The organism is Vibrio tarriae (assembly GCF_002216685.1).
Classification (GTDB): Bacteria; Pseudomonadota; Gammaproteobacteria; order Enterobacterales; family Vibrionaceae; genus Vibrio; species Vibrio tarriae.
In genome coordinates, this window is record NZ_CP022353.1 from 1,171,669 (window position 1) to 1,197,441 (window position 25,773).

Annotated in this window: 22 protein-coding genes, 2 tRNA genes and 2 pseudogenes; 15 read left to right on the top strand and 11 right to left on the bottom strand. The window is 46.4% G+C overall.

The window, feature by feature from the left end; translation table 11 throughout:
• Positions 1-156: 156 nt before the first annotated feature.
• Positions 157-382, top strand: a pseudogene (locus CEQ48_RS11015) (hypothetical protein).
• A 3-nt stretch (positions 383-385) separates the two neighbouring features.
• Here CEQ48_RS11015 and pilW read toward each other — a convergent pair.
• On the bottom strand, positions 386-1,099 hold the full coding sequence (pilW, locus tag CEQ48_RS11020) for a type IV pilus biogenesis/stability protein PilW (protein ID WP_089071267.1): 714 nt from the start codon (positions 1,097-1,099) through the stop codon (positions 386-388).
• A 168-nt stretch (positions 1,100-1,267) separates the two neighbouring features.
• Positions 1,268-2,209: a homoserine O-acetyltransferase MetA gene (metA, locus tag CEQ48_RS11025; RefSeq protein WP_181710827.1), complete on the bottom strand. Its 942-nt coding sequence runs from the start codon at positions 2,207-2,209 to the stop codon at positions 1,268-1,270.
• Positions 2,210-2,349: 140 nt separating this feature from the next.
• On the opposite strand from metA, the gene CEQ48_RS11030 reads away from it, so the two are divergent.
• Entirely contained in the window at positions 2,350-2,724 is a 375-nt protein-coding gene (locus CEQ48_RS11030; RefSeq protein ID WP_089071269.1) for an ATP-binding protein, read from the top strand.
• Between the two features lie 3 nt (positions 2,725-2,727).
• On the opposite strand, the gene CEQ48_RS11035 is transcribed toward CEQ48_RS11030, so the two are convergent.
• The 5 genes from CEQ48_RS11035 to CEQ48_RS11055 all read right to left on the bottom strand — a co-directional run bounded on the left by CEQ48_RS11035 (position 2,728) and on the right by CEQ48_RS11055 (position 7,842).
• Positions 2,728-3,876 (bottom strand): ABC transporter permease, encoded by a 1,149-nt coding sequence (locus tag CEQ48_RS11035; RefSeq protein WP_089071270.1) that lies wholly within the window; start codon positions 3,874-3,876, stop codon positions 2,728-2,730.
• Positions 3,873-5,021 carry an ABC transporter permease gene (locus tag CEQ48_RS11040; protein ID WP_198301263.1) on the bottom strand — a complete coding sequence of 383 codons (1,149 nt, stop codon included), beginning with the start codon at positions 5,019-5,021 and terminating at the stop codon, positions 3,873-3,875. The genes CEQ48_RS11035 and CEQ48_RS11040 overlap by 4 nt, the downstream gene beginning before the upstream one ends.
• A gap of 18 nt (positions 5,022-5,039) precedes the next feature.
• Complete coding sequence (locus tag CEQ48_RS11045; RefSeq protein WP_089071272.1) at positions 5,040-6,014, bottom strand: HlyD family secretion protein; 975 nt, start codon at positions 6,012-6,014, stop codon at positions 5,040-5,042.
• Between the two features lie 11 nt (positions 6,015-6,025).
• Positions 6,026-7,444, bottom strand: a complete 1,419-nt coding sequence (locus CEQ48_RS11050; protein WP_089071273.1) for a TolC family protein — start codon at positions 7,442-7,444, stop codon at positions 6,026-6,028.
• Positions 7,445-7,608: 164 nt separating this feature from the next.
• Entirely contained in the window at positions 7,609-7,842 is a 234-nt protein-coding gene (locus tag CEQ48_RS11055; RefSeq protein ID WP_089071274.1) for a hypothetical protein, read from the bottom strand.
• A gap of 327 nt (positions 7,843-8,169) precedes the next feature.
• Here CEQ48_RS11055 and CEQ48_RS11060 point away from each other — a divergent pair, with 327 nt between their 5' ends.
• The 5 genes from CEQ48_RS11060 (at position 8,170) to CEQ48_RS11080 (ending at position 13,238) form a co-directional block, all read left to right on the top strand.
• Entirely contained in the window at positions 8,170-9,786 is a 1,617-nt protein-coding gene (locus CEQ48_RS11060; protein WP_089071275.1) for an ATP-binding protein, read from the top strand.
• Positions 9,786-10,472 (top strand): response regulator, encoded by a 687-nt coding sequence (locus CEQ48_RS11065; protein ID WP_089071276.1) that lies wholly within the window; start codon positions 9,786-9,788, stop codon positions 10,470-10,472. Before CEQ48_RS11060 ends, CEQ48_RS11065 begins: the two co-directional genes overlap by 1 nt.
• Before the next feature lie 65 nt (positions 10,473-10,537).
• Entirely contained in the window at positions 10,538-11,311 is a 774-nt protein-coding gene (locus tag CEQ48_RS11070) for a substrate-binding periplasmic protein (RefSeq protein WP_089071277.1), read from the top strand.
• Between the two features lie 27 nt (positions 11,312-11,338).
• A complete protein-coding gene (locus CEQ48_RS11075) occupies positions 11,339-12,316 on the top strand; it encodes a chemotaxis protein (RefSeq protein ID WP_181710825.1) in 978 nt (325 codons plus the stop codon).
• A 118-nt stretch (positions 12,317-12,434) separates the two neighbouring features.
• The gene (locus CEQ48_RS11080) at positions 12,435-13,238 is read left to right on the top strand and encodes a hypothetical protein (RefSeq protein ID WP_089071279.1); all 804 of its coding nucleotides are present in this window, start codon (positions 12,435-12,437) and stop codon (positions 13,236-13,238) included.
• Positions 13,239-13,258: 20 nt separating this feature from the next.
• On the opposite strand, the pseudogene CEQ48_RS20405 reads toward CEQ48_RS11080, so the two are convergent.
• Positions 13,259-13,379, bottom strand: a pseudogene (locus tag CEQ48_RS20405) (glycerol-3-phosphate regulon repressor).
• Here CEQ48_RS20405 and CEQ48_RS11085 point away from each other — a divergent pair.
• Positions 13,354-14,049, top strand: coding sequence for a DUF2726 domain-containing protein (locus CEQ48_RS11085; protein WP_089071280.1), 696 nt, complete (start codon positions 13,354-13,356; stop codon positions 14,047-14,049). The pseudogene CEQ48_RS20405 and the gene CEQ48_RS11085 overlap by 26 nt on opposite strands.
• A gap of 6 nt (positions 14,050-14,055) precedes the next feature.
• Here CEQ48_RS11085 and CEQ48_RS11090 read toward each other — a convergent pair whose 3' ends face one another.
• Positions 14,056-15,117: a GGDEF domain-containing protein gene (locus tag CEQ48_RS11090; protein ID WP_089071281.1), complete on the bottom strand. Its 1,062-nt coding sequence runs from the start codon at positions 15,115-15,117 to the stop codon at positions 14,056-14,058.
• Between the two features lie 271 nt (positions 15,118-15,388).
• On the opposite strand from CEQ48_RS11090, the gene CEQ48_RS11095 reads away from it, so the two are divergent.
• The 6 genes from CEQ48_RS11095 to galM all read left to right on the top strand — a co-directional run bounded on the left by CEQ48_RS11095 (position 15,389) and on the right by galM (position 21,060).
• Positions 15,389-15,465: transfer RNA gene (locus CEQ48_RS11095), tRNA-Val, on the top strand.
• A 21-nt stretch (positions 15,466-15,486) separates the two neighbouring features.
• Positions 15,487-15,563: transfer RNA gene (locus CEQ48_RS11100), tRNA-Val, on the top strand.
• Positions 15,564-15,831: 268 nt separating this feature from the next.
• Positions 15,832-17,265 carry an MDR family MFS transporter gene (locus CEQ48_RS11105; RefSeq protein WP_089071282.1) on the top strand — a complete coding sequence of 478 codons (1,434 nt, stop codon included), beginning with the start codon at positions 15,832-15,834 and terminating at the stop codon, positions 17,263-17,265.
• 443 nt (positions 17,266-17,708) lie between these two features.
• The gene (locus CEQ48_RS11110; protein ID WP_089071283.1) at positions 17,709-18,773 is read left to right on the top strand and encodes a UDP-glucose--hexose-1-phosphate uridylyltransferase; all 1,065 of its coding nucleotides are present in this window, start codon (positions 17,709-17,711) and stop codon (positions 18,771-18,773) included.
• 65 nt (positions 18,774-18,838) lie between these two features.
• A complete protein-coding gene (gene galK, locus CEQ48_RS11115; protein WP_198301264.1) occupies positions 18,839-20,005 on the top strand; it encodes a galactokinase in 1,167 nt (388 codons plus the stop codon).
• A 2-nt stretch (positions 20,006-20,007) separates the two neighbouring features.
• On the top strand, positions 20,008-21,060 hold the full coding sequence (galM, locus tag CEQ48_RS11120) for a galactose-1-epimerase (RefSeq protein ID WP_198301265.1): 1,053 nt from the start codon (positions 20,008-20,010) through the stop codon (positions 21,058-21,060).
• Positions 21,061-21,077: 17 nt separating this feature from the next.
• On the opposite strand, the gene CEQ48_RS11125 is transcribed toward galM, so the two are convergent.
• Together CEQ48_RS11125 and CEQ48_RS11130 are read right to left on the bottom strand one after the other, a co-directional pair.
• The gene (locus CEQ48_RS11125) at positions 21,078-22,298 is read right to left on the bottom strand and encodes a GGDEF domain-containing protein (protein ID WP_198301295.1); all 1,221 of its coding nucleotides are present in this window, start codon (positions 22,296-22,298) and stop codon (positions 21,078-21,080) included.
• 151 nt (positions 22,299-22,449) lie between these two features.
• Positions 22,450-23,304, bottom strand: coding sequence for an EAL domain-containing protein (locus tag CEQ48_RS11130; RefSeq protein WP_089071286.1), 855 nt, complete (start codon positions 23,302-23,304; stop codon positions 22,450-22,452).
• An 874-nt stretch (positions 23,305-24,178) separates the two neighbouring features.
• Between CEQ48_RS11130 and katE1 the strand changes: the two genes are divergently transcribed.
• Positions 24,179-25,690: a catalase KatE1 gene (gene katE1 / locus CEQ48_RS11135; protein WP_089071287.1), complete on the top strand. Its 1,512-nt coding sequence runs from the start codon at positions 24,179-24,181 to the stop codon at positions 25,688-25,690.
• The last annotated feature ends 83 nt before the right edge of the window (positions 25,691-25,773 follow it).

A 25,773-nucleotide genomic window follows, 5' to 3' on the forward strand; every position in this document is an offset into this window, starting at 1 on the left:
TACTTAAAGTTGCAGCGGTGTTGGCTACGTTCGTTCACCCCAATCACATAGTCTGTCTATGCTCATGCCTACCTGCAACTCCAAGTCGTTTGGGTATACTGAACATGAAAAGTAACAAAGCCAATCGCTCCTAAATAAAAACCCAGGAGGGGCAAGATGAGAATTGAAGACGTTCCACTCTACGCACCCTGCCAGCCTCATTGGCTGTGTGTTCCTTTTATGAGTATTTTTGCGTTATTGCTCTTGATTGGATTGTTTTTTTTTTATTCGGATTATTTATCGCGAATACTTAAAAATTCAGCGCGCACAAAAAGTGCGCCGATTGCGGCGCACTCATTATCGAGATCGTCATGGTGGAGGTCGTCCAACCAATATCAAATAAACCTTAAGAGAGTGAGTTTAATAGGGTTTGATATTTTTGCTCTAACGCTGAATTTCCAGCGCGTTTTTCTAATTCAATCAGTAGTTTGAGTGAGGCTTTTTGATAGCCATAACGCTGATTCAGATCCATTAAACGTAAGCGAGCGGGTGTGTAGTCGCCTGCCTCAATCTCCATTTTAGTCAGCTGTAAAATGGACAGCAGGCGATTTGGATCGTGATCGATAGCACGTTTGAAGTATTCACGAGCATTGTCGGTTTTCCCTGCTTTGAGAGCACACAATCCGGCGTTCTCGTAACTGGCAGAAATTAAGTAGTAATAGGGTTGATCGACGGCGCGGAGGAAGTACTTGTCGGCGGTGTCGTACTCGCCTTGCTTACACAAAAAGGTACCGAAATTATTCAGCACATTACCGTTTTTCGGGTGTTCGCTTAATGCGGTGCGATACATTTTCCGCGCAGAATCATTCTCTCCAACAGCCTCATAGTAGTGCGCCATCGAAAGTTGTGAGCGGTAATAATCCGGCGCATGTTGTAGTGCTTTTTCTAAATTTTCCCGTGCTTTGATCATGCTGCCATTTTCTAAATAGCCTAAACCAAGGGCAATGCGAGCCTCTGCCATCTCAGTTGGGTCACTCTGTGCGGCGTTACCAGCCGTTTCAGTGACGGTGACGCAGCCAGCTAAGGCGATTACGAGTCCTAATCCAAACACTCTTTTCATACATACCTCCAGTTAACGCACCAATGATAGGCAATTCAATTTGAAGGCCGAGCGGCGAGGGTGAAGTCTGCGAGTCAGTTGGCAAATCTATTTATGTAAGGCAGAAGCTTAAAGCCGGAAAGCGCGGGCAAAAGGATAAAAAAGGCCGCACATGGCGGCCGAGAAGGATTATTCGTCTTTAGTGAAGTTGGCTTCGCTGAATTTTTCCAAATCGTACGGTGTTTGTTGATAAACACAATAGTTAAGCCAGTTGGCAAACAGCAAGTGCCCGTGGCTACGCCAACTGGCGCAGGGCTTATTATCTGGGTTGTCGTTTGGATAATAGTTCACGGGAATGGCAGGACTGAGCCCTTCACCTAAATCGCGTACATATTCGCTATGTAGGGTAAAGGCATCGTATTCTGGGTGTCCGGTCACAAAGACATTACGCTTGTCTTTGGTTGCCGCGAGGTACACACCGGCCACATCCGAGGTCGCCAGAATATCGAGATCGGTATGTTCAGCCAAAAAGTCAGCTTCAAAGTCGGCATAGCGGGAGTGTGGTGCTAAAAAGCGATCATCAAACCCACGCAGCAAAGGGTGAAACGGCTTATGGATGTCGTGGTAATACACGCCAGACAATTTCTCTTCACGCGTGCGTTTTGGTAAGTTGTACAGCAGCTTCAGCCCAGCTTGCGCCGCCCAGCAGATGTACAGGGTGGAAGTCACATGTGCTTTGGCCCATGTCATGATGTTTTGTAAATGTTCCCAATAGGCAACATCTTCAAACTGCACTAACCCAAGTGGCGCACCCGTGATGATTAACCCATCAAAGTTGCGGTTTTTGACCAGCTCAAATTGGCGATAGAAGGTGTTGAGATGCTCTTCAGGGGTGTTTTTACTTGGGCGATCATCGATGCGCAGCAGCTCAATATCCACCTGTAAGGGGGAATTAGAGAGTAGGCGCAAAAACTGAGTTTCCGTCTCAATTTTTTTAGGCATTAAGTTTAACAATAGCACCTTGAGTGGTCGTATTTCCTGCGTCGAAGCACGCGATTCGGACATAACGAAGATGTTTTCATTACGTAGCACATCACTCGCCGGTAATTGGTCGGGGATTCTAATCGGCACAGCTTTCTCCCTAAGCATTGATTTGGACGTCTAAACATCCAGACTTATAACTCAACCGAAAATTATTGTCGATAGCAAAATGCAGCCAAGCTTAATCTAAGTTAGTATTTCTCGGCTCAATTGACTACTGTGAAACTGCTATGCGACCTCATTTAACCCTGATTCGCGGTCTGCCCGGTTCGGGGAAATCGACCTTGGCGAAGACCTTACCTGCTGTGCATCTGGAAGCAGACATGTACTTTCTCAATGAACAAGGTGTGTACCATTTTCGCCCCGAACACTTGGCGCAAGCCCATGAATGGTGCCAACAACAGACGGAATACTGGCTGCAACAAGGCAAAGACGTGGTGGTATCGAATACTTTTGTTCGGCATTGGGAGATGGCGGTATACCGAAAACTTGCCCGACAATATCGAGCTAAGCTGACGATTCTGGTGTGTCGAGAACGTTATCAAAACGTGCATGGGGTCGATGAAGCCACTGTCGAACGCATGCGTCAACAGTGGCAAGAGTAGACATTATTGTGGGTGTTTAGCGGTACGCTGGAGATCTCGGCGTAAAAGATAAAACGCCAAACCGCCCCAGACCAAAGCCTGTGCCCAAAGGAGTGTCCATTTTGGTGCGATGGTTGACCAACTGGCCGCCATTTGGTTTAAGCCCAGAAAGCCTTGGATTGCCGGCGTGCTTGGGAAGCACTGTGCAAGCCAGACTAAAGGTGCAGGGATCATTTCCACTGGCCAAATAAATCCAGCGGTAAAAATCAGTGGCATCGAGCTAATTAACACCACCAAAGTGACCAGTTCGCGTCTCGGAGTCACTGCCCCTAATGCAATACCGACAAAATTACAGGCTAATAAAAACGGCAGGAGCAAACTGATGAGATCACTTGGCTTTGCTAAAGTATTCACGCCGTGCAAATCAAAACTGGCACCGAAATAATAAAGACTCAGCAAGTAGTAGACTGTAACCAGTACAAGACTACGTACTAACAGCAGTTTGGCAGGAGTGACTCGGCTCCAATAGCCGTGACCTTGCTTTTGTGTTCCAACCATCAATCCAGCCGCCATGATCAGCGTTTGCTGCAGGATCAATACAAAAACGGCGGGTACGACGTAATCGACATAACCCATGCGTGGGTTAAAAGTGGGTTTCAGGTTGGCACTGGTTGGCGAGAAATGCTGCGCGGCAAACGCCATTGGTTCACCTTCGACCACCAAGCGACTGACTTTGGTTTGTGCTGCGAGTGTGCCACCCGCTTGGGCTAAACCTTCAATAATCGTCCCGTAAACCAGAAAATAAGAAGCATCGCCCGCATAAGCGAGCGTTGGGCTTTTCCCTAGCAATAAGTCTTTGTAGAAATGCTCAGGGATAACCAGTATCCCAGCCACTTTCTTGTCTAAGAAAGCTTGTTTGGCATCGGCAATGGTGTGATCACGCTGAACAATTTTGACTTGCGGCGTGGCATCCATCATCCGCTCCAGTTGAAAACTGGCCTGACTTTGATCGAGATTGACTACAGAAACGGTTTGCTCACGGGGGGTCTGCTTCGCGTAAGGCAGCGGATAGAGAAAAGAATAAAACACCACACCGCCAAAGACGGTCAGCACGACAACAGGGTTAGTGAAGAGTGCTTTTAATTCTGCTTTAAATAGCTCAAATAGGGTCATACGGCAGCTCCCATCTCCCGCGCTAAATGCTTGCGGATCAGAAGTAGCGCCAAACCAAGCGGTAGAAGATAGCCCCACATATTGACCATAGGTTGTAAAGAACTTAAGGCATCAAGCCCGTAGCTCACTTGGTTCACTTGCACTTCAATGTAGTGGCTAATGGGCAACAAATTGCGCCATGTTTGAGCGAGCGTGTTCATATCACTGGCTGGGAAGGTAATCCCCATAAAGGCAAAACTTGGCGCAGTGAAAGCGCCAGCAAAGCTCATCGCGCGAGCGGGATCAAGCGTGAGGAAGTAGAAAAATGCCCCCATGATCACGCATGCCATAACGGTAATGGATTGAGCAAGCAGTAATATGGAAAAGTGACCAAACATAGGCCAGCGCAGTACATCATAAAACCAGATCAAAAAACCAAATCCTTGCAACATGAAGATGGGGAGATAGGGCAATAGGGTTCGGGTTAAATGGGTTAAGGGTGACTGCGCAAGCCAAGATTTTAACCCGTAATGACGATAGTTTGCTGCCAGAATCAAAATGGTGCTAACGACAATCGTGATTTGCCACAAGGCTGGGACAATCGCCGACACCAAAAATTGCGCGTAGTGGGTATTTTGGTTAAAGAGTGGCGTTATTTGTGTGCGCACGGGCACCGAGCGCCCCATGGCCGCAAGGGTGGTATGCGTTTTGGTGGCAAGATTTTTCATCACATCCACTTGAGCATTAAATGTAGCTTGTGCTTGCACCACCGCTGAGTTAAGGAGCTTACCGACCAAAATCATTTGGCTGTTGTAAAAGGTCGTTACTTGCGGCTGCTCTTGACGATAAATGGCTTTATCGAATTGTGCGGGGATCACCATAAAGCCATAGATCTGATTACTGCGCATTGCTTGGCTAGCTTCATCCACGCTCGCAAAATGCTGATTGACAAGCAGTGTCGATGTCGCATCGACCTCACGAATAAGCTGCCGTGAAAGCTGGCTGTGGGAGAAATCCACCACTCCAAACGGCAGATCGCGCGCTATGCCTTGTGAAAAAATCCACCAAATGGAGACGGCGAGCAGAATGGGCACCCATGTTAAACAGGAAAGTAACCATTTATCGTGACGCAGTAACGTCCATTGGCGAGGGATGGCGTGCTTCATTTTAAGTTCAACCACAACTTATAACTTAACCACAACGCTCATGCCCATGCGCAGTCCGTCGGTTGGCGTGACTGGACGTGCTTCCACTTCAAACGTACGCAGGTCAAACCCTTGAGTGGCATCGGTCGAGCGCCAAGTCGCGAAATCGCCCATCACGGCGACGTGAGTGACTTTAAACTCAATGGATTTCTCCAGAGCCGGCAAATAAGCCGTAAACTGAGCTCCTTGGGTAAAGTGTTTGAGCAGATCTTCACGCACGTTAAATACTGCCCAAGTGTCTTGCGTGTCGACTACGGTGACGACCGGAAAACCTTGCGGAGCCAGTTCACCACTGTGCATCAAGACTTGTGATACTTCACCATCAAACCAGCTCTGGATTTTGGTATCCGCCGCGTAGGCTTCAACTTCGGCGACAGCACCTGCCGCCATGCGTGCTTTTTCCAGTGCGGCTTGTTTCGTCTCTTCTCGTGCACCTTCTTTGGCTAATTGATACATCTGCAACGCTGCACTTTCCGTGTATTTGGCGGCTTGCCATTGGGTTTGCGCTTCGTCCCGTTTTTGTTCGGACACCACACCATCGTTGTAAAGGTTATTGACGCGCAGATAGGTTTTTTCAGCCAGTTCTGCCGCCGCTTGAGCTTTGAGCCATTGATCTTTGGCGGCCTGAATCTGTTGCTCACGCGCACCGTTTTCTGCTTCTTGAGCCAGTGCCCCTGCGGCTTTCTGGCCAGCGATTGCTTGTTCTAATTTGGCATCAATTTCAGGGCTGAGTAGAGTGAAGATCAGTTGGCCTTTTTCCACTTGATCGCCCTTGCGCACCAAAACTTGGTCAATGCGTCCCGGTACTTTAGAGGAGATGCTGTACTGCTGAGATTCAATCTGACCTTGCAGTGTGACAGGCTCAGGCTGATAAGCTTGATAAAAGCGATAGCCAACCCAGCCAACAACAGCGACAGCGGTGAGCGTCATTAAGGTCGTTTTTACCGTTTTCATTTGGATTCCTTTTACTTAGCCGTGGCGCTTTGGTGCAGTGAAGAGAGAGCGACTGCGGATTGATGGTAAGTGGAGAAGCTGCCCATCTCGCTCGACAGAGCCAATAATTTGTTCAGGGAAATGAGATAGTTAAAGCTCGCTAGTGATTGCTGGGTACGAATGCTGGCCAGATAAAGCTCGGCATCCACCACATCGACCGAGGTTGATAAACCTTGGCTAAATGCCTTTTGGCGCAAGCGGAGATTTTCTTGCGCCAAGTTCAGGCTGGAATTGAGTCCCGTCACTTCTTCAAGGGCTTGTTCTGCTTCGAGATAGGTCTTTTCCACCAGCACGCTGAGATCTTGTTTCGCTTGCGCTTTTAAATAGCGCACTTGATTCACTGCGCTATTGGCTGCTTTGACTTGTTCACTGCGCCCGGTGTTTTCAATCAGCGGAATATTCACGCCAACGCCAACCAACCAATCCGGTTTCATTTGGCTAGCAAGTGAGTCATCTTCATGCAAGCTATAATCGCCATACAGATAGACTTCTGGGTAGTATTTCCCTTGCTCAGCTTTAATAAGACTGCTGGCTTGCTTTTCTTTGGCATCGAGCAGGCTTAAGCCGGGATAGGTATTGAGCGTTTGTTCGATGAAGGCGTGCATGGGCGGTAAGCTGGTATTGATAAATAGCATGCCACTCGGTTCTACAGTTTCTGTAGCGCCCAAAATTTGGGTTAGCGCACTTTGCGCAATATCCAAGGTCTTTTGCGCTTTTTTGCGCTCGACTTTGGCTTTATCCAGTGCCGCATCGGCTTGCAAACGCTCAACATGAGCAATTTGCCCTTGTTGCTCGAGCTTAAGGGCATTATCTCTGTGTTGTGTGAGTCCTTCTTCAACTGCGATTCGGGTACCGAGCACCTCTTTAGCCAACACCACACTAAAGTAATATTTGGCTAAATCTTCATATCGCGCTTGTATTTCCATCGCGAGCTGGCTTTGCGCTTCATCTTCTTTACCTGCGGCGGCATCTTGCGCAGCAGTAATTCGTCCGCCAGTAAAAATTGGCCAAATCGCCCGGATCGAGGAAGTGAAAATATCGCGTTCAGTGATGGTAGATTGAATAGAGCCAATACCCGCAACCAATTGAGCAAGTGTTGGAGGAAGTGCAGGCAGTGCCTGACCCGTACTATCAAAAATCTGCTTGCCGGAAAGCGTTACATCCTGATCAAGCCGCGTAAAATTGGCTCCGACACTGACCGAGGGTAGATTGAGGTTTTGTGTGGCATCTTTCAGATGAGCGTAACGTTCCACATTGGCTCTTTGCGCCGCAAGCGAGTTGTTTTGTTGTTGCAGCAAGTCCCAAGCTTCTTGAAATGAGAGAGGCGCTGCATGAGCAATCGGCATAAATAATATAGAGCAGATCGCCAGAGAGAGAGATTTCACTTTCATTTTGAGCTCGACAGAATGAATTTAGAGCTAATGCTCTATTTTTTGGATGATGAAGTCAAACAAAGAGTTAAGGGCTGCAGTATAAAAAACTGACTTGCAAGAGCAAGCCAGTTTTGTGAGTAATCTGTTTTGACGCCCAAAATGTGTTGGGCGTAGATATGCGGTTAACAATAAGGGTAGGAGGGACAGTAGTAATCGGCTCTCCAAACTAACTTTTTGGTTCCCTGCATCGTCGTCAGTACGTCTTTGCCTGACATTTGAGGAAAAGCGAACAAAACACGCATCTCATCATGCGTTTCTGGCTCGATTTCGTAAGCCCTCACATGAGTAAATGTCGAGTGTAAATGCTCACAAAGCATGTCTTTGGATAGGCAAATTCCAAAAGCATCTCTTCTCATGTCTCTATTCCTTCTGACGTGTTATTGAGTGAACTTGGCCGCAATTTTTATTCTCAGTCTTATGCCTGAATTGCATCCCAGTTAGGTTTATGCTCACTGCGCATTAAGTATACTGCTTAACCTAGAAAGTTGCCGGAGCAAAGTGCCTATTTGTTGTGACCTGTGCCATAAAACAGATATGCAATTGGTTTTATTTTTTGATGCCATGAACTGCCTTGCTGGCATATGGCTAACGTGAATCTCGTGCCAGCCTCACAGTTATGTATTGCGAGCTTCGCCCCAATGTTAAATTGATGTTAGCTTTCACTCGCTAGCAAGGAGTGAACAATGGTGTGGAGCAGTATTACCTTCCGCAAGCGAATGCTGATCATCATGACCTTATCGGGTCTGATTGAGCTGCTACTTTTGGTTGCGGCGGGTTTTATGTATGTCAAACATTCGCAAGAACAAGAAGTGGGTCAGAAGGCGCTTGGAGTGGCTGCATTTCTTGCTCAAACACCGGCGGTCATCAACATGATCAAGACAGGCAGTGCTACGGGTGACCAGCAGCAAAGCTACCGTGAACTGACTCAACTGATTGGCGCAGCTTTTATTGTGATTGGCGACAATCAAGGTATTCGATTGGTTCACCCCGTGGATGAAAGAATCGGTAAACCTATGGTGGGAGGCGATAATGATAGAGCTTTACTGGAAGGTGAAGCTTATGTCTCTTTCGCTCAAGGGTCGTTAGGTAAATCGGTTCGTGGCAAAGCCGCGGTGGTGGATCAACGTGGTCAAATTATCGGTGTCGTTTCGGTTGGCTACTTAATTGAACGGCTACAAGATCGCGTTGAGCCGTTTCTATTCTATCTGATAGCGACAGCGTTACTGGTGGTTGGCGCAAATGCACTGGTTTCGAGTTATGCCTCACGACGCTTTCAGCGCGCTATTCTTGGGTTTGAGCCGGAAGAAATTGCCCGTTTGTACGTGGAGTTGGATGTGACCATGAGCACCCTGAAAGAAGGGATCATCAGTATTGATGACAAAGGCATTTTACGTTCAATTAACAAAAGCGCTTGTGAAATCTTGGGATTGCGCCGTGAACAAGCCCTCAATCGACGTTTGACCACCATTCTGCCCGAAAGCGATCTCTATACGGTTTTGGCGACCGGAAGAACCGATCACGATATTGAGCTCTATCTGAATAAACATTGGATAATTGCCAACCGCAGCCCGATTGTGGTTGAGGGAAAAGTTGTCGGAGCAGTATCCAGTTTCCGTCTTCGTGATGAAATTAATGAACTCACCGAGCAGTTAGCTCAAACCCGTGAATACGCAGAGATGCTGCGTTCTCAGACTCATGAGCACAGAAATAAATTGAACACCATCAGTGGGTTACTGCAAATGGGCGAATTGGATGCCGTACAGCAACTGATTGGGCAAGAAACCCAGCACTATCAAGTATTGATTGAGTTTTTACGTGAAACGATCAAAGACCCCTTGATAGCAGGCATGCTGCTCGGCAAAACAGAGCGTGCCCGCGAGCTTGGTTTGGAGCTCATGGTTGAAGAAGGAGCACGTTTAGAAACCCTGCCGATTCATATTAAAGCGGAAGATGTGGTGACCATTCTCGGTAACCTTATCGACAACGCGTTTGAAGCGACCTTAACCGCGATTCGCACGTTGTCGCCGATTCCGTCGGAACGAAGAGTGATTGAGGTCTCGATCAGTGATTTCGGTAACGAAATCATTTTGGAAGTGGACGATCAAGGTTGCGGTTTACCAAAAGAGCTGGAACATTGGCAGCTAACGGAAAAAGGCGTATCGAGCAAAGCCAAGCAGAACCGAGGGGTAGGGCTGTTTTTAGTCAAACAGCTCGCCGATCGTTATCAAGGACAACTGGACATGCACAGCAAGGAGCAAGGTACCCGAATGACAGTGTATTTACCCAAGGATGAGTTGTAATGAAAACCCGACTCCTGATCATTGAAGATGATGCTGCGATAGCGCAGCTTCATCATCGCTATTTGAGTCAGTTAGAAGGCTTTGAGGTAGTGGGGATCGCGACGTCTCAGTCGGATGCGCGTTTACAGATGGAAGTGCTTAACCCCGATTTGGTGCTGTTGGACGTTTATTTACCGGATGGAACGGGCCTTGAGCTGTTGCAATGGATTCGTGGACGTAATGTTCATTGCGATGTGATTTTAATTACGGCGGCGCGCGAGGTGGAGACACTGCAACAAGCGATGCGTGGTGGTGTGGTGGATTATTTGCTCAAACCAGTGATGTTTCCAAGGCTCGAAACCGCATTAAAAAAATACCAAATGCGGCAAGCCGAGCTAAAACAGTTGGCGGATTTTGATCAGCAAAAAGTCGACAAAATGTTTACTACACACTCATCAGAAGCCTTACCGCAACGTTTACCGAAAGGGATAGACGCCGTGACATTGGATAAGATTCGGTTACTATTTCAAAGCGCTGCCATGCTGACGGCGGATGAAGCTGGTGAAAAAATTGGGGCTAGCCGCACAACAGCTCGGCGTTATCTTGAGTATCTTATCACTGCTGGAGAGTTGGAGGCCGATCTCAGTTATGGTACGGTGGGACGACCAGAGCGGACGTACCGTAAATTACATCGTCATACATCCTGATTAGACGGATTGGATAACTGCATCTAAAGTTTAAACAGATTACACGAATGTGATGAGGTCGACAGATGCAATGGCGTTTTTGTTTGACAGCAGTACTGGGTGTTGTTCTGAGCTTTAGTCTTAGTGTGAAGGTTCAGGCTAAGGGACTGGAATCGTTAACCTATTACACCGAAAACTATCCACCACTTAACTTTGCTCAAGATGGCAAGCCTGCTGGGATAGCCGTGGATCTACTCCAAGAAGCGGCGGAGGCAGTGAATGTCACCTTGAGCTCGGATCAGATTTTAGTACAACCTTGGCCGCGTTCTTATCGGTCGGCGTTGTTAAAGCAGGATGGAGTGCTTTTTTCTACGACACGCACAACACATCGTGAAAATTTATTTAATTGGGTCGGCCCTATTGCCGATATCAAAGTGGTAGTGCTGGCACGAAAGTCGAGTCAAATCAAAGTGGATGACCCTATCGAATTGGGGAACTACCGAATTGGTGTAATTCGTGATGACATCGGTGAACAGCAATTACTGCAACTTGGTGTACCGCGGGAGTCCATGGTAGAAGGTTCCACCGTCAGCAGCTTGGCAGAGCAACTGCTAAAAAAACGCATCGATCTGCTCGCTTATGATGAAAGAACCGCACTTTGGTGGATGAGTCAAGATAGCTATCCCGTTGAAGAATTTGAAACGGTATACGTTTTGATGCAAGGTTCACTGTATTACGCATTTAACAAAAACATAGATAAGTCGGTATTGAACGATTTACAAAAAGGCATTGAACTGATCAAAAACAGTGTCAATGAGAATGGTGTAAATCGTTATCAGGCAATACTGGATAAATATTGATAACCATCCCGAGAAGATGTGACGATTATGAGTAATCCAAGCAGTACTATTTTGACTGAAAGCGGCACTAACGAGCTAGAAATCATTGAATTTCATCTCGAAAAAGTGCTTCCCGACGGGCGAACCAAAACCTGTTATTACGGCATTAACGTTGCCAAGGTTCGTGAAGTTATCCGGGTTCCAGAAACGACAGACTATCCGAATGCCCAGCCACACATGATTGGAGTGTTTTCCTCGCGGGAAATTTTAACCCCCTTGGTGGATTTGGCTGGATGGCTCGGAGTGCCCACTTCAACCGATATCAGCAAGAAATACGTCATAGTCACTGATTTCAACCGTATGACGAATGGTTTCTTGATCGACAGTATCAGCCGTATTCATCGTATTTCGTGGAACGATGTGGAGTCACCTAGCCAGTTCCTTGAAGCGGGCGAGCAAGATTGTGTGGTTGCGGTCGTTCGACAAGATAAAAAACTCATTATGATCCTAGATTTCGAGAAGATCATTGCGGATATTAACCCTGAGTTGAGCATGGAAAAATACGATGTGACGGTAGACCGAAAAGTCGACCTCAATCAGCGTATGGTGACTAAGCGGAATGCGAAAACCGTTATGGTGGTGGATGATTCAGCCTTTATTCGTAGTTTGATTCAGGACACCTTAAGCTCGGCAGGTTATAACATCATCGCTTGTAAAGACGGTGGTGAAGCATTTGAAAAGTTAATGGAAATCAAGCAAGCCGCGAAGGAAGAAAACATTTCGGTCAGTGAGCTTGTCGATGCCGTCGTCACTGACGTTGAAATGCCACGTATGGATGGCATGCACTTAGTCAAACGGCTGCGTGGCGATGAATCTTACGCTTCGATGCCGATAGTTATGTTCTCCTCGTTAATGAGTGATGATAACCGTGCTAAAGCCTTAACGCTGGGGGCAAACGACACTATCACTAAGCCAGAAATTGGCAAAATGGTGTCTATGATGGATAAATATATCCTCAATATGTGAGATGGGTGGAGCGTTGCTCCGCTTTTCTCAGGCGCGAGAATGTCGCCATCACTCATGTGTCCTACAGTAAAGAATAATCTGTATCTTGCTGGCAAGATGAAGTAGCAGTGGAGGCGATATGCGTATCTCTTGGGTATCTATTCTCCTATGGTTTTCGACAAATACTTTTGCCGAGCACCAAACCATAACCTTGGTTTTGGCCGCACAACATGACCACGGACATGCTTACTATCATGAGCTGCTTGCTCGTGCTTTAGCAGATCGAGGCATCTCTTTAATTATTGAAACACCATACGCTCATGTACCGCAGAAACGAGTAGTGAAAATGGTTGAAAACAACCAACTTTCACTGACTTGGCTGCTGGAAAGCCCTGAGCGCAATAAAAAGTTTGTCTATGTAGATGTGCCCTTAACCAATGGGTTGATTGGGCAGCGTATTTTATTAATTCCTCCCAGCCTACAAAGCCGGCTGGACAAAGTCGCCAACTTAAATGAGTTTCGTAAAACACGACTGGTTGCTGGGCTAGGTGAGGGATGGTTAGATATCGCTGTTTGGCGTTACAACCATTTGCCCTTTTATATTCAATACGGAGAGTGGCGTGACCTGTACAAAAAACTTTCTGTATCGGGAGAGGTTAACTACTTCCCGCGTGGTGTGACTGAGATCTACCAAGAATCCATTCTCAATCCACACTTAGCCATAGAACAGCATCTGTTATTTCAATATCAACGAGATTTCAAATTTTACCTTAGCCCTCAAGCTGCTCAACATAAGGCACTATTAGAGCAAGCGCTGAAAACGGCACAAGAATCCGGTTTAATGAGCGAACTTACAGAGAAATATTGGGGAGAGTCACTCTCATTTTTAAGGCTAAATCAAAGACAGGTGATTGAATTGCAGATACCGGTTGAAGATAAATAACCCGTATGCATGTAACCACTTTATTTTCTGCACAAAATCAGTAATAGAAACTGGTTTTTCAGAACAACATCAGTTATCAATGACAGAGTATCCCTTTCTGTGGTTCAAATCGTTTATGGTAGAAATTTTTGTTGTCGTCATACTGTTAGTACTGTTCTTTTTCGTGATTCAAAAATATGTCATTCGTCATGATGACACGAAGGATTATGCCTATAAAAAGAAAGGCCCTCTGCTCGATATGAAGGAAAGTGCTTTTTATAACGCACTGGTTAGCGCGGTTGGCGATCACGGTGTGGTCTTGGCGAAAGTGAATATGGCTAATGTGATCACACCGAGTAAAGTTGCGAACAAAAAACATTGGTTTATTGCTTATAGCAAGATCTCGAAGAGTTATTTTGATTTTTTAGTGTGTGATGCAAGAACGCTTGAGCCAAGAGTCGTTATCGAATTGGATGACGGGAAAGAGCTGCAAAAGGGCAAAGTGGAGCGAGAAAAGTTGCTGCTGCATGTATGTAAATCGGCCAACATCCCGCTGATTGGCACCAATATTCGGATGAGTTATCAAGTCGGAAAGTTAAGGCGCTTACTGGCTGCTCATATCGATTTAATTCAAACGGAACAGGAAGTGCGTTTTTGTAAACGTTGCGGCAGTCCTATGGTGATTAAAGTCGCTACACAAGGGGAGTACCGTGGCAGACGATTCTTTACCTGTAGTCGCCAACCGCATTGCTCTTACACTGAAAATTACAACGTAGTTTATGAATTCGAAGAAGAGGAAAGCACTACCAGTGTCAGATCTAGTCTGAACTAATACAACTCACAGATTCTCGGTTTGTTGAGTGACCACCGCGGCGTTAGTTGAGGCATGTCTGAATAAACGAACCTGATTTCTCCCCGCCTTTTTGGCTCGATACAATTCTATATCTGCGAATTTCAGGAGATCGTTCAGTTGATCTCCTGCTTGATACTCGCACACCCCAATGCTGATCGTCACTTGTACCCGTTTTTCTCCAAACGCAAATAGGTGCTGACTGACAATCGCTCTCAAGCGTTCGCAAACTCGTCCAGCCTGTTCGAGTGATTGATCAAATAACGTGACACAAAACTCTTCACCGCCAATTCGATATAAATTGTTGTCACCGACCACTTGAGTGAGAAGACGAGTGGTTTCAATCAAAACCTTATCTCCCGTGTCATGGCCAAATTGATCGTTAATCGATTTGAAAAAATCCAAATCAATGACGAGTAAACAGAGTGAGGTTTGATCATTAAACTGTTCAAAATGTTGGAATGATGTGGTGAGTGACAAACGGTTGTGCGCGCCGGTTAAAGGATCTCGCGAAGCAAGATAGAGTAGGGAATTTTCAATTTTACGTCGATTATCTTCGTAAACATGGGCAACTACCCAAATTCCAATGTAAGCAAAGCATAGGTGCAGAAGCACGGACCAAGAGATATCCGTACTAGTTTGTTGTAATTGCCAATAAATAGTATTGCTTTGAATGGCCAAAAACAGGCTAGAGGTGATAAAGGCAAAACGGGCAGAGGTGAAAATGTAAAACAGGATAGGCACAAAGCAGCTCCAGATATAAACCCCCATCATTAAGGGTTTCATATAGGTCGCAAAAAGTGTTGTGCCAGTTAATATAAACAAATAGAGATAGACTTGTTCTTTAGTGTGAGTGCGACGCTTAGCCTGTGAATAAATGTAAAGAGAGTAGACAGCACAAATTAGCTCAAGTAACGCGAGTTCAATCACTTGTATCGACCAAAAATTGATCAGTGCCATCAAAAAGGCGATCAAAGCCCAAAAGAAGCTCAGGCCGCATAGCACTGAAGCTCGAAGCGTTTGTGTGTTATCAAATAACCTAGCATCCATGGGCTCACCCTCTCCGGGGCTAAACGTAAGGGTTTATAGTACAGAGTTGAATCGCTTGATCAATATGGATCTTGAATGCATATCACAAAAGTAGACGGCGCTCTAATTCTGTAAATTATCAGCTGTCCAAAAAACGAAAGCTGAAAAAGAACAGCAAAAGCACAAAAAAACATCAAAATGATGAGAGAAAAGCCAAACGATTCAAAAACAAAGAAATTGGGCTTGCACGTCAGAAAATCTGCCGCTAATATCCACCTCGTTCTCAAGCGATGCGTCCGTAGCTCAGTTGGTTAGAGCACCACCTTGACATGGTGGGGGTCGGTGGTTCGAGTCCACTCGGACGCACCATGAGAAACTAAAAAACCGTATGCGTCTATAGCTCAGTTGGTTAGAGCACCACCTTGACATGGTGGGGGTCGGTGGTTCGAGTCCACTTAGACGCACCAGAATTCGTTCAATATGAACACCACACAAAGCCCGCTTAATGCGGGCTTTGTGCTTTTCGGAACTTGAGAAGCCAAGAAGCGCAAATAGCATTTGATGTTTCCTTCCTAATCTTCACTCACAAATCATGGTTTAATTTTTGTCAGCTTTTTGATTCAGTTGACGAAATTTAAGGAGTAAGCTTGACCGCGAGATGTCCACATCATTCTGATTTTATGAATATCTTAAGTGGGTGTTGTCGTGTTCTAGTGAGTTATCGATGAGGAAGGTATGTCGCAGCCTGTAGATAGAAAAACCTTTTTGGGCATCTTTTTTACGGTTTTTTTGCCAATGTTTTTGGCGGCCGTTGATCAAACCTTGCTGGCTACCGCGACGCCTGCGATTGTGCGCGATCTGGGCAACTTGCAACTTTCTTCCTGGATTGCGATTGGTTACATGCTGGCAAGTGCGGCCAGTGTTCCGGTTTACGGCTGGTTAGGGGATCAGTATGGACGTAAACCGATGTTAATGATTGCGCTGAGTATTTTTGCTTTAGGTTCAATCATTTGTGCTTTTGCAATGAATATGCCGTGGTTGGTGGCTGGGCGGATTGTACAAGGATTGGGTAGCGGCGGCTTGATGAGCTTGTCGCAAGCCTTGATCGGGGAATTAGTACCGCCCCGCGAGCGTGCTCGTTTTCAGGGCTATTTTTCCTCACTGTTTGCGGTGGCCAGTATTGGTGGACCAGTGTTAGGCGGTGTATTGGTAACCTACCTTTCTTGGCAATGGCTGTTTTGGTTTAACCTGCCGCTTGTGGGCATCGCTTTGTATCGACTGGCACGATTTCAATTTGTGCAAAGTTCGCGTAAGTCTGAGGCTTCAATTGATGTGGCTGGGCTTATCCTGTTTCCCAGTATGATGACTCTCATCATCTATTGGCTTTCGGCTGGCGGGCACTATTTTCCGTGGTTCTCGGTCACCAGCATAAGCCTAGTGAGTGCATTTGTTTTAACGAGCTTGCTGTTTATCGCCCAGCAAAAGCGAGTCACGGCTTCCTTTTTGCCACTCCGTTTATTGGCGCGTCGTGAAATACATATTCCGCTGCTCTCCACGTTCATTTTCGCGGCCTGTTTGTTTGCGCTTATCTTCTTTTTGCCGATTTTTTTACAGCTCGGCTTACGAGTTAACGCAGCACAATCGGGACTACTGCTTATCCCCCTGTCGTGCGGCATTATTGGTGGCGCCTATACGACCGGTAAAGTGATTGCTAAAACAGGAGTGCCCAAATTTTTGCCTGTGTTTGGTATGAGTTTAAGTAGCTGCGCCTTTGCTGTGTTGGCGATGTTTTCGCTCTCTGCGCCCGTGGTGAGTGCGATTGCTGCCTTATGTGGTTTAGGCTTAGGCACTGTGATGCCCTCAACCCAAGTTTTAGTTCAAACGTTGGCAGGTAAAGCCAATTTAGGGCGGATCACTGCGATGGCTTCGTTGAGTCGCTCGTTAGGGGCATCGGTCGGCACCGCTTTCTTTGGTACATTGATTTACTCCTTACTCCCCGGTTTATCGCCAAACAGTGGTTTGCAGGCGATTGCCGCATTGCCACAAAGTGAGATTTTGCATGCTTTTCAAATTGGCTTTGCGGTTGCGGCGCTGCTTGCGTTGCTCGGGGCATTGAATGCGTTGCGCGCTCCGAAAATTCAGTTGGATGATTACGCCTTTGACTCTTAAATATCACTATACCTAAACGATTTGGAGTTGCAGGTGCAGTAACCAGATTGACTCGCCCTGTACGCTTTGTGTAAACGTTTAACTTTGATGCTTGATGAGAGCATGACATCTCTCCCTCAATTTGGCGGAGTACCACGCGCAATGCGCTGTCACTGACCGTCAACCATTCCCGTTGATTGGGTGTTCCTTGTCTGCTATTGCTTTGACATCCATTACCTTTTTATCAGACTTCACAATATGCGGCGTTTAGCGTAGATGATTTTGGCTGCCTTAGTGATAACTTGTGAAAGCGTTTACACAGTGCGATTCACTTCACAGAATGTTCGATAGTAGGATTGCTATGCTTGGTAAAAGGCTGGACTGTGCGTCGTGAGCCTACTGTTTGATCTTTGCTAACTGCCTTCTCACTCGATTGTTGCAGTGGAGGGCGTGAGAGAGTGTTCATGTCTGAGCTTAAGTTTAATCCTGTCGATCATCCACACCGTCGATATAACCCATTGACTGGGCAGTGGATCCTCGTTTCACCTCACCGAGCAAAGCGTCCATGGAGTGGGGCCGATGAGAAACCGGCGCTCGCTGAGTTGCCCAGCTATGATGCGCAATGCTTTTTGTGTCCAAGCAATGCTCGTATTTCTGGGGATGTGAATCCCAACTATAGCGGCACTTATGTGTTCAATAACGATTTTGCTGCGCTGATGACGGATTCTCCAGCAGCGCCAGAGTCCGATAATCCGCTGTTCAAAACTCAAGGGGTTCGTGGTTTGAGTCGGGTGATCTGTTTTTCTCCTGATCATAGCAAAACGCTGCCAGAGTTACCCGTGCATAAGATTCGTGGCGTGATAGAGACATGGAACGAACAAATCGAAGAGCTCGGTAAAGAGTATATTTGGGTGCAAGCTTTTGAGAACAAAGGTGAAACTATGGGCTGCTCTCAGCCGCATCCCCATGGACAGATCTGGGCGAACAGTTTTTTACCCAACGAAATAGAACGCAAAGAGCAGCACCTCAAGGCTTATTACCAACAATATGGCCGCAATTTGCTGGTGGATTACGTACAAGCCGAGCGAAAAGATGGCGCGCGAACCGTGGTGGAAACCGAACATTGGTTAGCGGTGGTGCCCTATTGGGCGGCTTGGCCGTTTGAAACCCTGTTGTTGCCCAAAACTCATATTCGCCGCATGAGTGAGCTCAATGATGAGCAGCGTGATGATCTTGCACTTGCCATCAAAAAACTGACTAGCCGCTACGACAATTTATTCCAATGTGCTTTTCCATATTCGATGGGCTGGCACTTTGCGCCATTTTTTGAAGCGGGTACCGACATTAACCACTGGCAGTTGCACGCGCTGTTTTATCCGCCGCTGCTACGTAGCGCAACCATTCGCAAGTTTATGGTTGGCTATGAAATGCTGGCAGAAAGCCAACGTGATTTAACCGCAGAGCAGGCCGCAGAGCGTTTACGCGCGGTGAGTGATATTCACTACAAAGAACAGCATAACCATCAATAAGAGATATTTTGAGCAGCGTATCGCCAATGCCAGCGCCGCTCTCCCCATTTAAAGTGAGAAGCCCTATGTCTGAATTAATCCAAAACGTGACTACAACCTTTGCACAACTCTTTGGCTATGATGCTACACACCTTGTGCAAGCTCCGGGGCGGGTCAATTTGATCGGTGAGCACACCGACTACAACGATGGCTTTGTGCTGCCTTGTGCGATTAACTACCAAACCGTCGTGGCTACAGCCAAACGGGAAGACTCTCGAGTGCGTTTGGTCGCCGTCGATTACGACAATGACACGGACGAATTTGACCTGCGAGAAGAGATTGCCTTTCAGCCTAAAAAAATGTGGTCGAACTACATTCGCGGCGTCATTAAATGCTTGATTGAACGTGGTTTTGAGTTTAATGGCGCAGATATTGTGGTTTCAGGTAACGTACCTCAAGGGGCGGGGCTCAGTTCCTCGGCGGCTTTAGAAGTCGTGATTGGGCAAACTTTTAAAGAGCTTTACCAGCTAAAAATCAGTCAGGCGGAGATCGCCCTCAATGGCCAGCAAGCGGAGAACCAGTTTGTCGGTTGTAACTGCGGCATTATGGATCAGATGATCTCGGCGCAGGGGCAAGCGAACCATGCCATGTTGCTTGATTGTCGTAGCTTGCAAACCGAGGCCGTTGCGATGCCAGAGCAGATGGCAGTGGTGATCCTCAATTCCAATAAAAAACGCGGCTTGGTAGAGAGTGAATACAATACCCGTCGTCAGCAATGCGAAGCCGCAGCCAAAACTTTTGGTGTGAAAGCGCTTCGCGATGTCACTTTGGCGCAATTGACTGCAAAGCAGGCCGAACTTGATCCTGTGGTGGCCAAACGTGCGCGCCATGTCATCACGGAAAATGAACGCACTTTACATGCCGCTCAGGCACTGCGTGAAGGAAACATGACGCGCTTAGGCGAGTTAATGGCCGCTTCTCACGCTTCGATGCGTGATGATTTTGAAATTACCGTCAAGGAGATAGATACGCTGGTCGAGATTGTTCAATCTGTGATTGGCGATCAAGGTGGTGTGCGGATGACCGGCGGCGGTTTTGGTGGTTGTGTGGTTGCCCTCGTACATCCGACGCAAGTAGAAGCGGTGCAGCAAGCAGTGGCTGAACACTATGAAGCTGCGACAGGGCTTAAGGCATCGATCTATGTCTGCCATGCAACTTCGGGCGCGGGATTGGTTGAGCTTGCACAAGGTTAGAGATGAACGCGTTATTCACCAGCATGACAGCACAGGCCGCCTATGATGGTCAGCCTGCCAAGCTTATTGAGCTCACTAACCGCCGCGGTATGCGTGTGGTAGTGATGGATATCGGTGCCACTTGGCTCAGTTGCACTTTACCGATGGGCGATGAATCAAGAGAAGTGCTACTTGGCGTAAGCAGCATGGATGATTTTGTGCGCCAAGGCAGTTATTTAGGCGCAACGGTGGGGCGTTATGCCAATCGGATTGCGCGTGGCGAACTCAAGATAGGGACACAAACATATGCTTTGTCGGTCAATCAAGCTGGCAATACGTTACACGGTGGCGTTGTTGGGTTTGATCGTCGTCGCTGGCAAATCACGCAGCAAAGCGCACAGCATGTGACCTTTCAACTGCTTTCTGCTGACGGAGATCAAGGCTTTCCGGGCAACCTCCACGTTGCAGTGACCTACCGGTTGGATGAGCAAGGTGGGGTGAATATCGACTACCAAGCCACCACCGATCGTGCGACCTCCGTGAATCTGACGAACCACGCCTACTTTAATTTGAATGGCGCTGAGCAAGGTAGTGATTGCCTCAATCATCAGCTCTGGATTGATGCAAAGCAGTTCTTACCAACGGATGCCTCGGGTATCCCGCTCGGGGAGTTGCAATCGGTACTGGGTAGCGGTTTTGATTTCACTCAACCGAAAAGGGTTGGGGAAGATTTGCTTCAAGATAAACAGCAAATCCGTGCGAAAGGCTATGACCACAGTTATTTCTTTTCGCCAGAGCGTGATATGCACACGCCTATCGCTAAGGTGTGGTCTGCCGATGAGAAAGTGCAACTGCTCGTCAGTACGGATAAACCTGCTATGCAGCTTTATACCGGTAATTGGTTGGCGGGAACACCCAATCGCCTTGGTTCGCACTACAAGGATTATGCAGGCCTCGCTTTAGAAACGCAGTTTTTACCCGATTCCCCTCGTCATCCAGAATGGCCGCAACCGAGCTGCATCCTGCAACCCGGAGAAGTCTATCGCTATCAAACACGCTATCAGTTTGTTTTTTAACATCTTGGGCATAAGACTCAGCACTGAATCGGTAAATCTGCTGCTGAGTCATTCTCTTTCTCGCTGTCGGCAACCACTTGGTTACGTCCTGCTTCTTTTGCTTGATAGAGTGCAGTATCTGCCCGCGAAATAGCAGCGGGTAAACTACCATCGATAAAAGTAAAACCAATCGAAATCGTTGTTCCGTACAAGCTATGATCGTCTTTAACTCGCTGACGCAATCGGTCGAGCATGTGCCAAGCTTCTTTGTTTGAATGGGCTTGGAACAATAGTAAAAACTCTTCTCCACCAAAGCGGATAATGGTGTCTCCATCTCGGACATTTTTGCGCAGACAAGAGGCCACCGCCTGTAGAATGCGATCTCCGGTAATGTGCCCATATTGGTCATTAATTTTCTTAAAGTGATCGATGTCGATCATCGCGGCAATGGAGTGAGGGTGTTCAATAAACTTAGTACTGATTTTATTCAGAAAATGTCGGTTATTGAGCCGAGTTAAGTTGTCGATATAAACATGACGCTGCGCCGCCACTTTTTGTAGATTGAGTCGAGTGAGGAACCAAGTCAAAGTCAGTAACAGGGTTAAACTGGCCGACATTACCCAGTAAATAAGATTAAACAAGCGTACTTTGTCGTTAAGCACACTGATCAATTGATATTCACCAAGGTGCCAACGAAGAAAGCTCAACTCCATGTTTTCAAACTGCAAAGTCCCGTAATCATCTCGGTGGCGCAAAATCGTGTAATTCAGTAGAGCGTTATAGTGTGCAATCGGATTATCTAAGAACTGAATGTGATTACCGCGAACCAAGACCAAGCTGATGTTTTTCTGTGGTGCTGGCCAAAATGAAGCATGGTTGAACCATAGCACTCGGATCTGTTTGCCTTGCACTTGAAAAAATAGGATAGAACCTTCTGCAAACGTGATGTTTACTGAGGTAGAAGCGACAAAATCACTTGCTGAAGTGGTGGATTGAACCGCATCGATAATGCTCAACGGGCATTGTTGTGGGGAATTCTCATCCAGCACACATAAATTGCCATGGTACAGATTGAAGAATTCTTGCAACTGTGGAGTCAATGTGTGGGTTTCTAGATGTTCTAGAATCAGGCTTGCGTAGTCAATACGGGTTTTCTGTAGTTCGACAGTCAGTTGCAATTGCTCTTTTTCATAAGCGTGGATCTTATCTTCAAACAATAACTTAGGCGTGTTAATCAATACTATGCTGACCGCTATCATCCCGATAATGATCAGTTCTCCGCGTATAGAGCGAAACGCAATTCTCCAGCGGTTATCTGTGTCCATCATTCTTTTTATTCATCACATCCGGTGTATATACGCTAATCCCAATCCTTGGTTTCCCAGCAAGTAAGCAGGAGATAACTTGAGGCTATAACGCAGACATACGTGGAGTATCTTGAAACATTAGGTACTGAAGAGGCGTTTCTGTACGAGCTGACTCGATGTTTAAGACCGTGGCAGAGGAAAAACTCTGCGAATGATATATTCGCTGAGGCGTAAGTTGAGGGCGACCGAATAAATACCCTTGGACTAACTCGATACCTAAATCCGCTATGGCCAAAAGTTCGGAGCGCGTTTCTACTCCCTCTGCAATTAATTGGCAATCAAGTTGTTCTGCCAGTTGTACCAAACTACGCACAAATTTCAGTTTGATTGGGTTACTGTCAATGTTATGGATAAAGTAGCGATCAATTTTCACAAAATCCGGCTGTAATTCAGACCACAGTTTTAATCCTGAATACCCAGAGCCCATATCATCAATCGCTATTGAAAATCCTTGTGCTTGTAGATGTTGAACCGAGTTTTTCAACTCATCCAACTGCAATGCAGGGGTGCGCTCAGAAATTTCAAACACGACCTGATTGGCGGATAGACGGTGACGCTGCATCAATTGTGGTAATTCCCACTGGTGCTGTTGTGAATGCAGCAACATATCTGGGCTCAGGTTGATAAAAAGCTGTGAATCGATCCCAAAGCTTGACCAAGCTGCCGCCGCCTTGTGTACACAAATTTTCTCTAACTCGGGTAAGCGCTGGCACTGTTCAGCCGCTTCAAACAGAGAACCCGCCGTATGAAGAGGACTTTGTTGAGGGCCTCGACTGAGCGACTCGTACCCTATAGCATGCTCGCTCGCAAGGTGCACAATGGGTTGGAATAGCGGGGTAATGCGCTGTTTGCGCAAAATATCACTCAATTCATTTTGGTAGGGGTGGATGTGATTCATGGTTGTCCACTAGTACTTATGCATTAAACGCAGCAAGATTAGAGAGTTGTTATGACAGTTTTATTAATTAATCTCCAATTTTCTGCAGCATAGCATCGAGTTTGTACTCTTGTTGTTTGAAGTCAAAGTATGTGATTGGGATGAGCAAACATAGCCAACACCGTTATCGTAGATCATTACCATTATTGCATTACGGTATTGTTTGTATGAGGAAATAAATACACTCTACTATTTTTTTAAGTCCCTGAATTGTGGTAGCAAGATAACGATATCTTTTAATAGGAAAATTTAGTACCGACATTTCATCAGATAATGTCTATGTTTCATAGCGTAGGAATTAAAACGCTAAGTGTTGTGATGAATATCATAATGTCTGCAAGTGAGGAATAGTTAGTTACTTTTGGTGATCGGAATCCACGAATAAGTGTATTCCAATAATAACCTTCGTCACGCCGATGAGATTAGAAATAACGAGACCTGAAAAAGTGGGTAAGCCCAACTCATCCGTGAATGGTTAATGCGAGAGGTTCGATCAATTTTCTGTATCGCATTTGGAGTTAAGATGCGTCTTTTTAAAAATCGAACGGTTTTATGAAACTGAAAAATATCGAGAGCTAATTTAATAATTACTAATGAATATTATGAAGCAGTGTCACAAATACTCTGAGCAAAATAACGCCATACGATAAATAGCAATCAAGATAAATTAATACAACTTTGGTTTAAATCGTTTTTCTCTATTAAATTCATCGTTATTTCCCATTTAGTGAAAATGGTTATTTGCCCGTATATTCTTGCTGGGCAGAAAAGAGCTTTTGATTTCTTCATTCTCCGCAACGTCGGTCAGAATGGCAGGTCGCATTGGAGAGCAACCATGCATATGTCAAAAAGCTTTTTAATTATTTCAATGGGGTTTGTGGCGGTATCCGTACAAGCACAAACTCTCACGCGAGACAACGGTGCGCCAGTTGGCGATAACCAAAATTCCATCACGGCAGGTGAACATGGCAGTGTATTGCTGCAAGACGTTCATCTGATCCAAAAATTGCAGCGTTTTGCCAGAGAACGTATTCCTGAGCGGGTAGTGCACGCCAGAGGAACAGGCGCGCATGGTGAGTTTGTCGCATCCGGTGACTTTAGTGATCTGACGCTCTCAGCGCCGTTCACCAGCAAAGGCAAAATTACGCCAGTATTTGTGCGTTTTTCAACGGTGATTCATTCAAAAGGCTCGCCAGAAACGCTGCGCGATCCTCGAGGTTTTGCAACCAAATTTTATACCGAACAAGGCAACTGGGATTTGGTTGGAAACAACTTACCTGTGTTCTTCATTCGTGATTCGATCAAGTTTCCGGATATGGTTCACTCGCTGAAACCATCGCCCGTCACCAATCTTCAGGATCCGAATCGCTTTTTTGATTTCTTCAGTCATGAACCAGGGTCTACACATATGTTGACTTGGGTGTATACCAATTTAGGCACACCAGCCAGCTATCGAACCATGGATGGTTTTGGGGTTCATGCTTACAAATGGATCAATCAAAAAGGCGAGGTGAACTATGTGAAATTCCATTGGAAGAGTCTGCAAGGGATTGAAAGCTTGCGCCCCGATGAGGTAGTCAAAGTTCAGGGGCAAGATTTTAATCACCTGACCAATGATCTGTACCAGCAAATCAATACAGGTAATCACCCGAAATGGGATCTTTATGTGAAAGTATTGACTCCAGAACAATTGAACAAACTCGATTACAACGGCTTAGATGCCACCAAAGTGTGGTTGGATGTGCCCGAGAAGAAAGTTGGTACGATGACCTTAAACAAGGTGCCGGATAACTTCTTTTTGGAAACCGAACAGTCGGCCTTTGCGCCATCAAACCTGATCCCAGGTATTGAGCCATCGGAAGATCGTTTGTTGCAAGGCCGCTTATTTGCATACGCCGATACACAGCTGTATCGCTTAGGCGCGAATTTATTCCAATTACCCATTAACCGCCCGTTGGTAGAGGTGAACAGCCATAACCAAGATGGATCTAGTAACAACGCGCAAGCAAGCTCTGATATTAATTACGAACCAAGCCGCCAGCTTGATCTTAAGGAAGATCCTGAGTTCAAAGCGGTGGAAACCAAACTCGTTGGTACTGTGCAGCAAAATGCGATCAGTAATCCACGCAACTTCTACCAAGCTGGCGTGCTTTATCGCAGCTTAAATGAACAGGACAAGCAAGATCTCATCATCAACTTGGCAGGTGACTTAAACAAAGTGACCGATAAAGAGATCAAAGCCACTATGGTCAGCCATTTCTACCGAGCGGATAAGGATTATGGCACTCGCTTAGCCAGTGCGACCAATACCGATCTGCAACAAGTGGTAAAACTGGCCGCGATGTAACCGATAAAAAATTGCCCCACAAGAGATAAATCCGCTCTTTTCTGCCCAGAAAATAGGGCTCTTGTGGGGCATTCACCATTGGA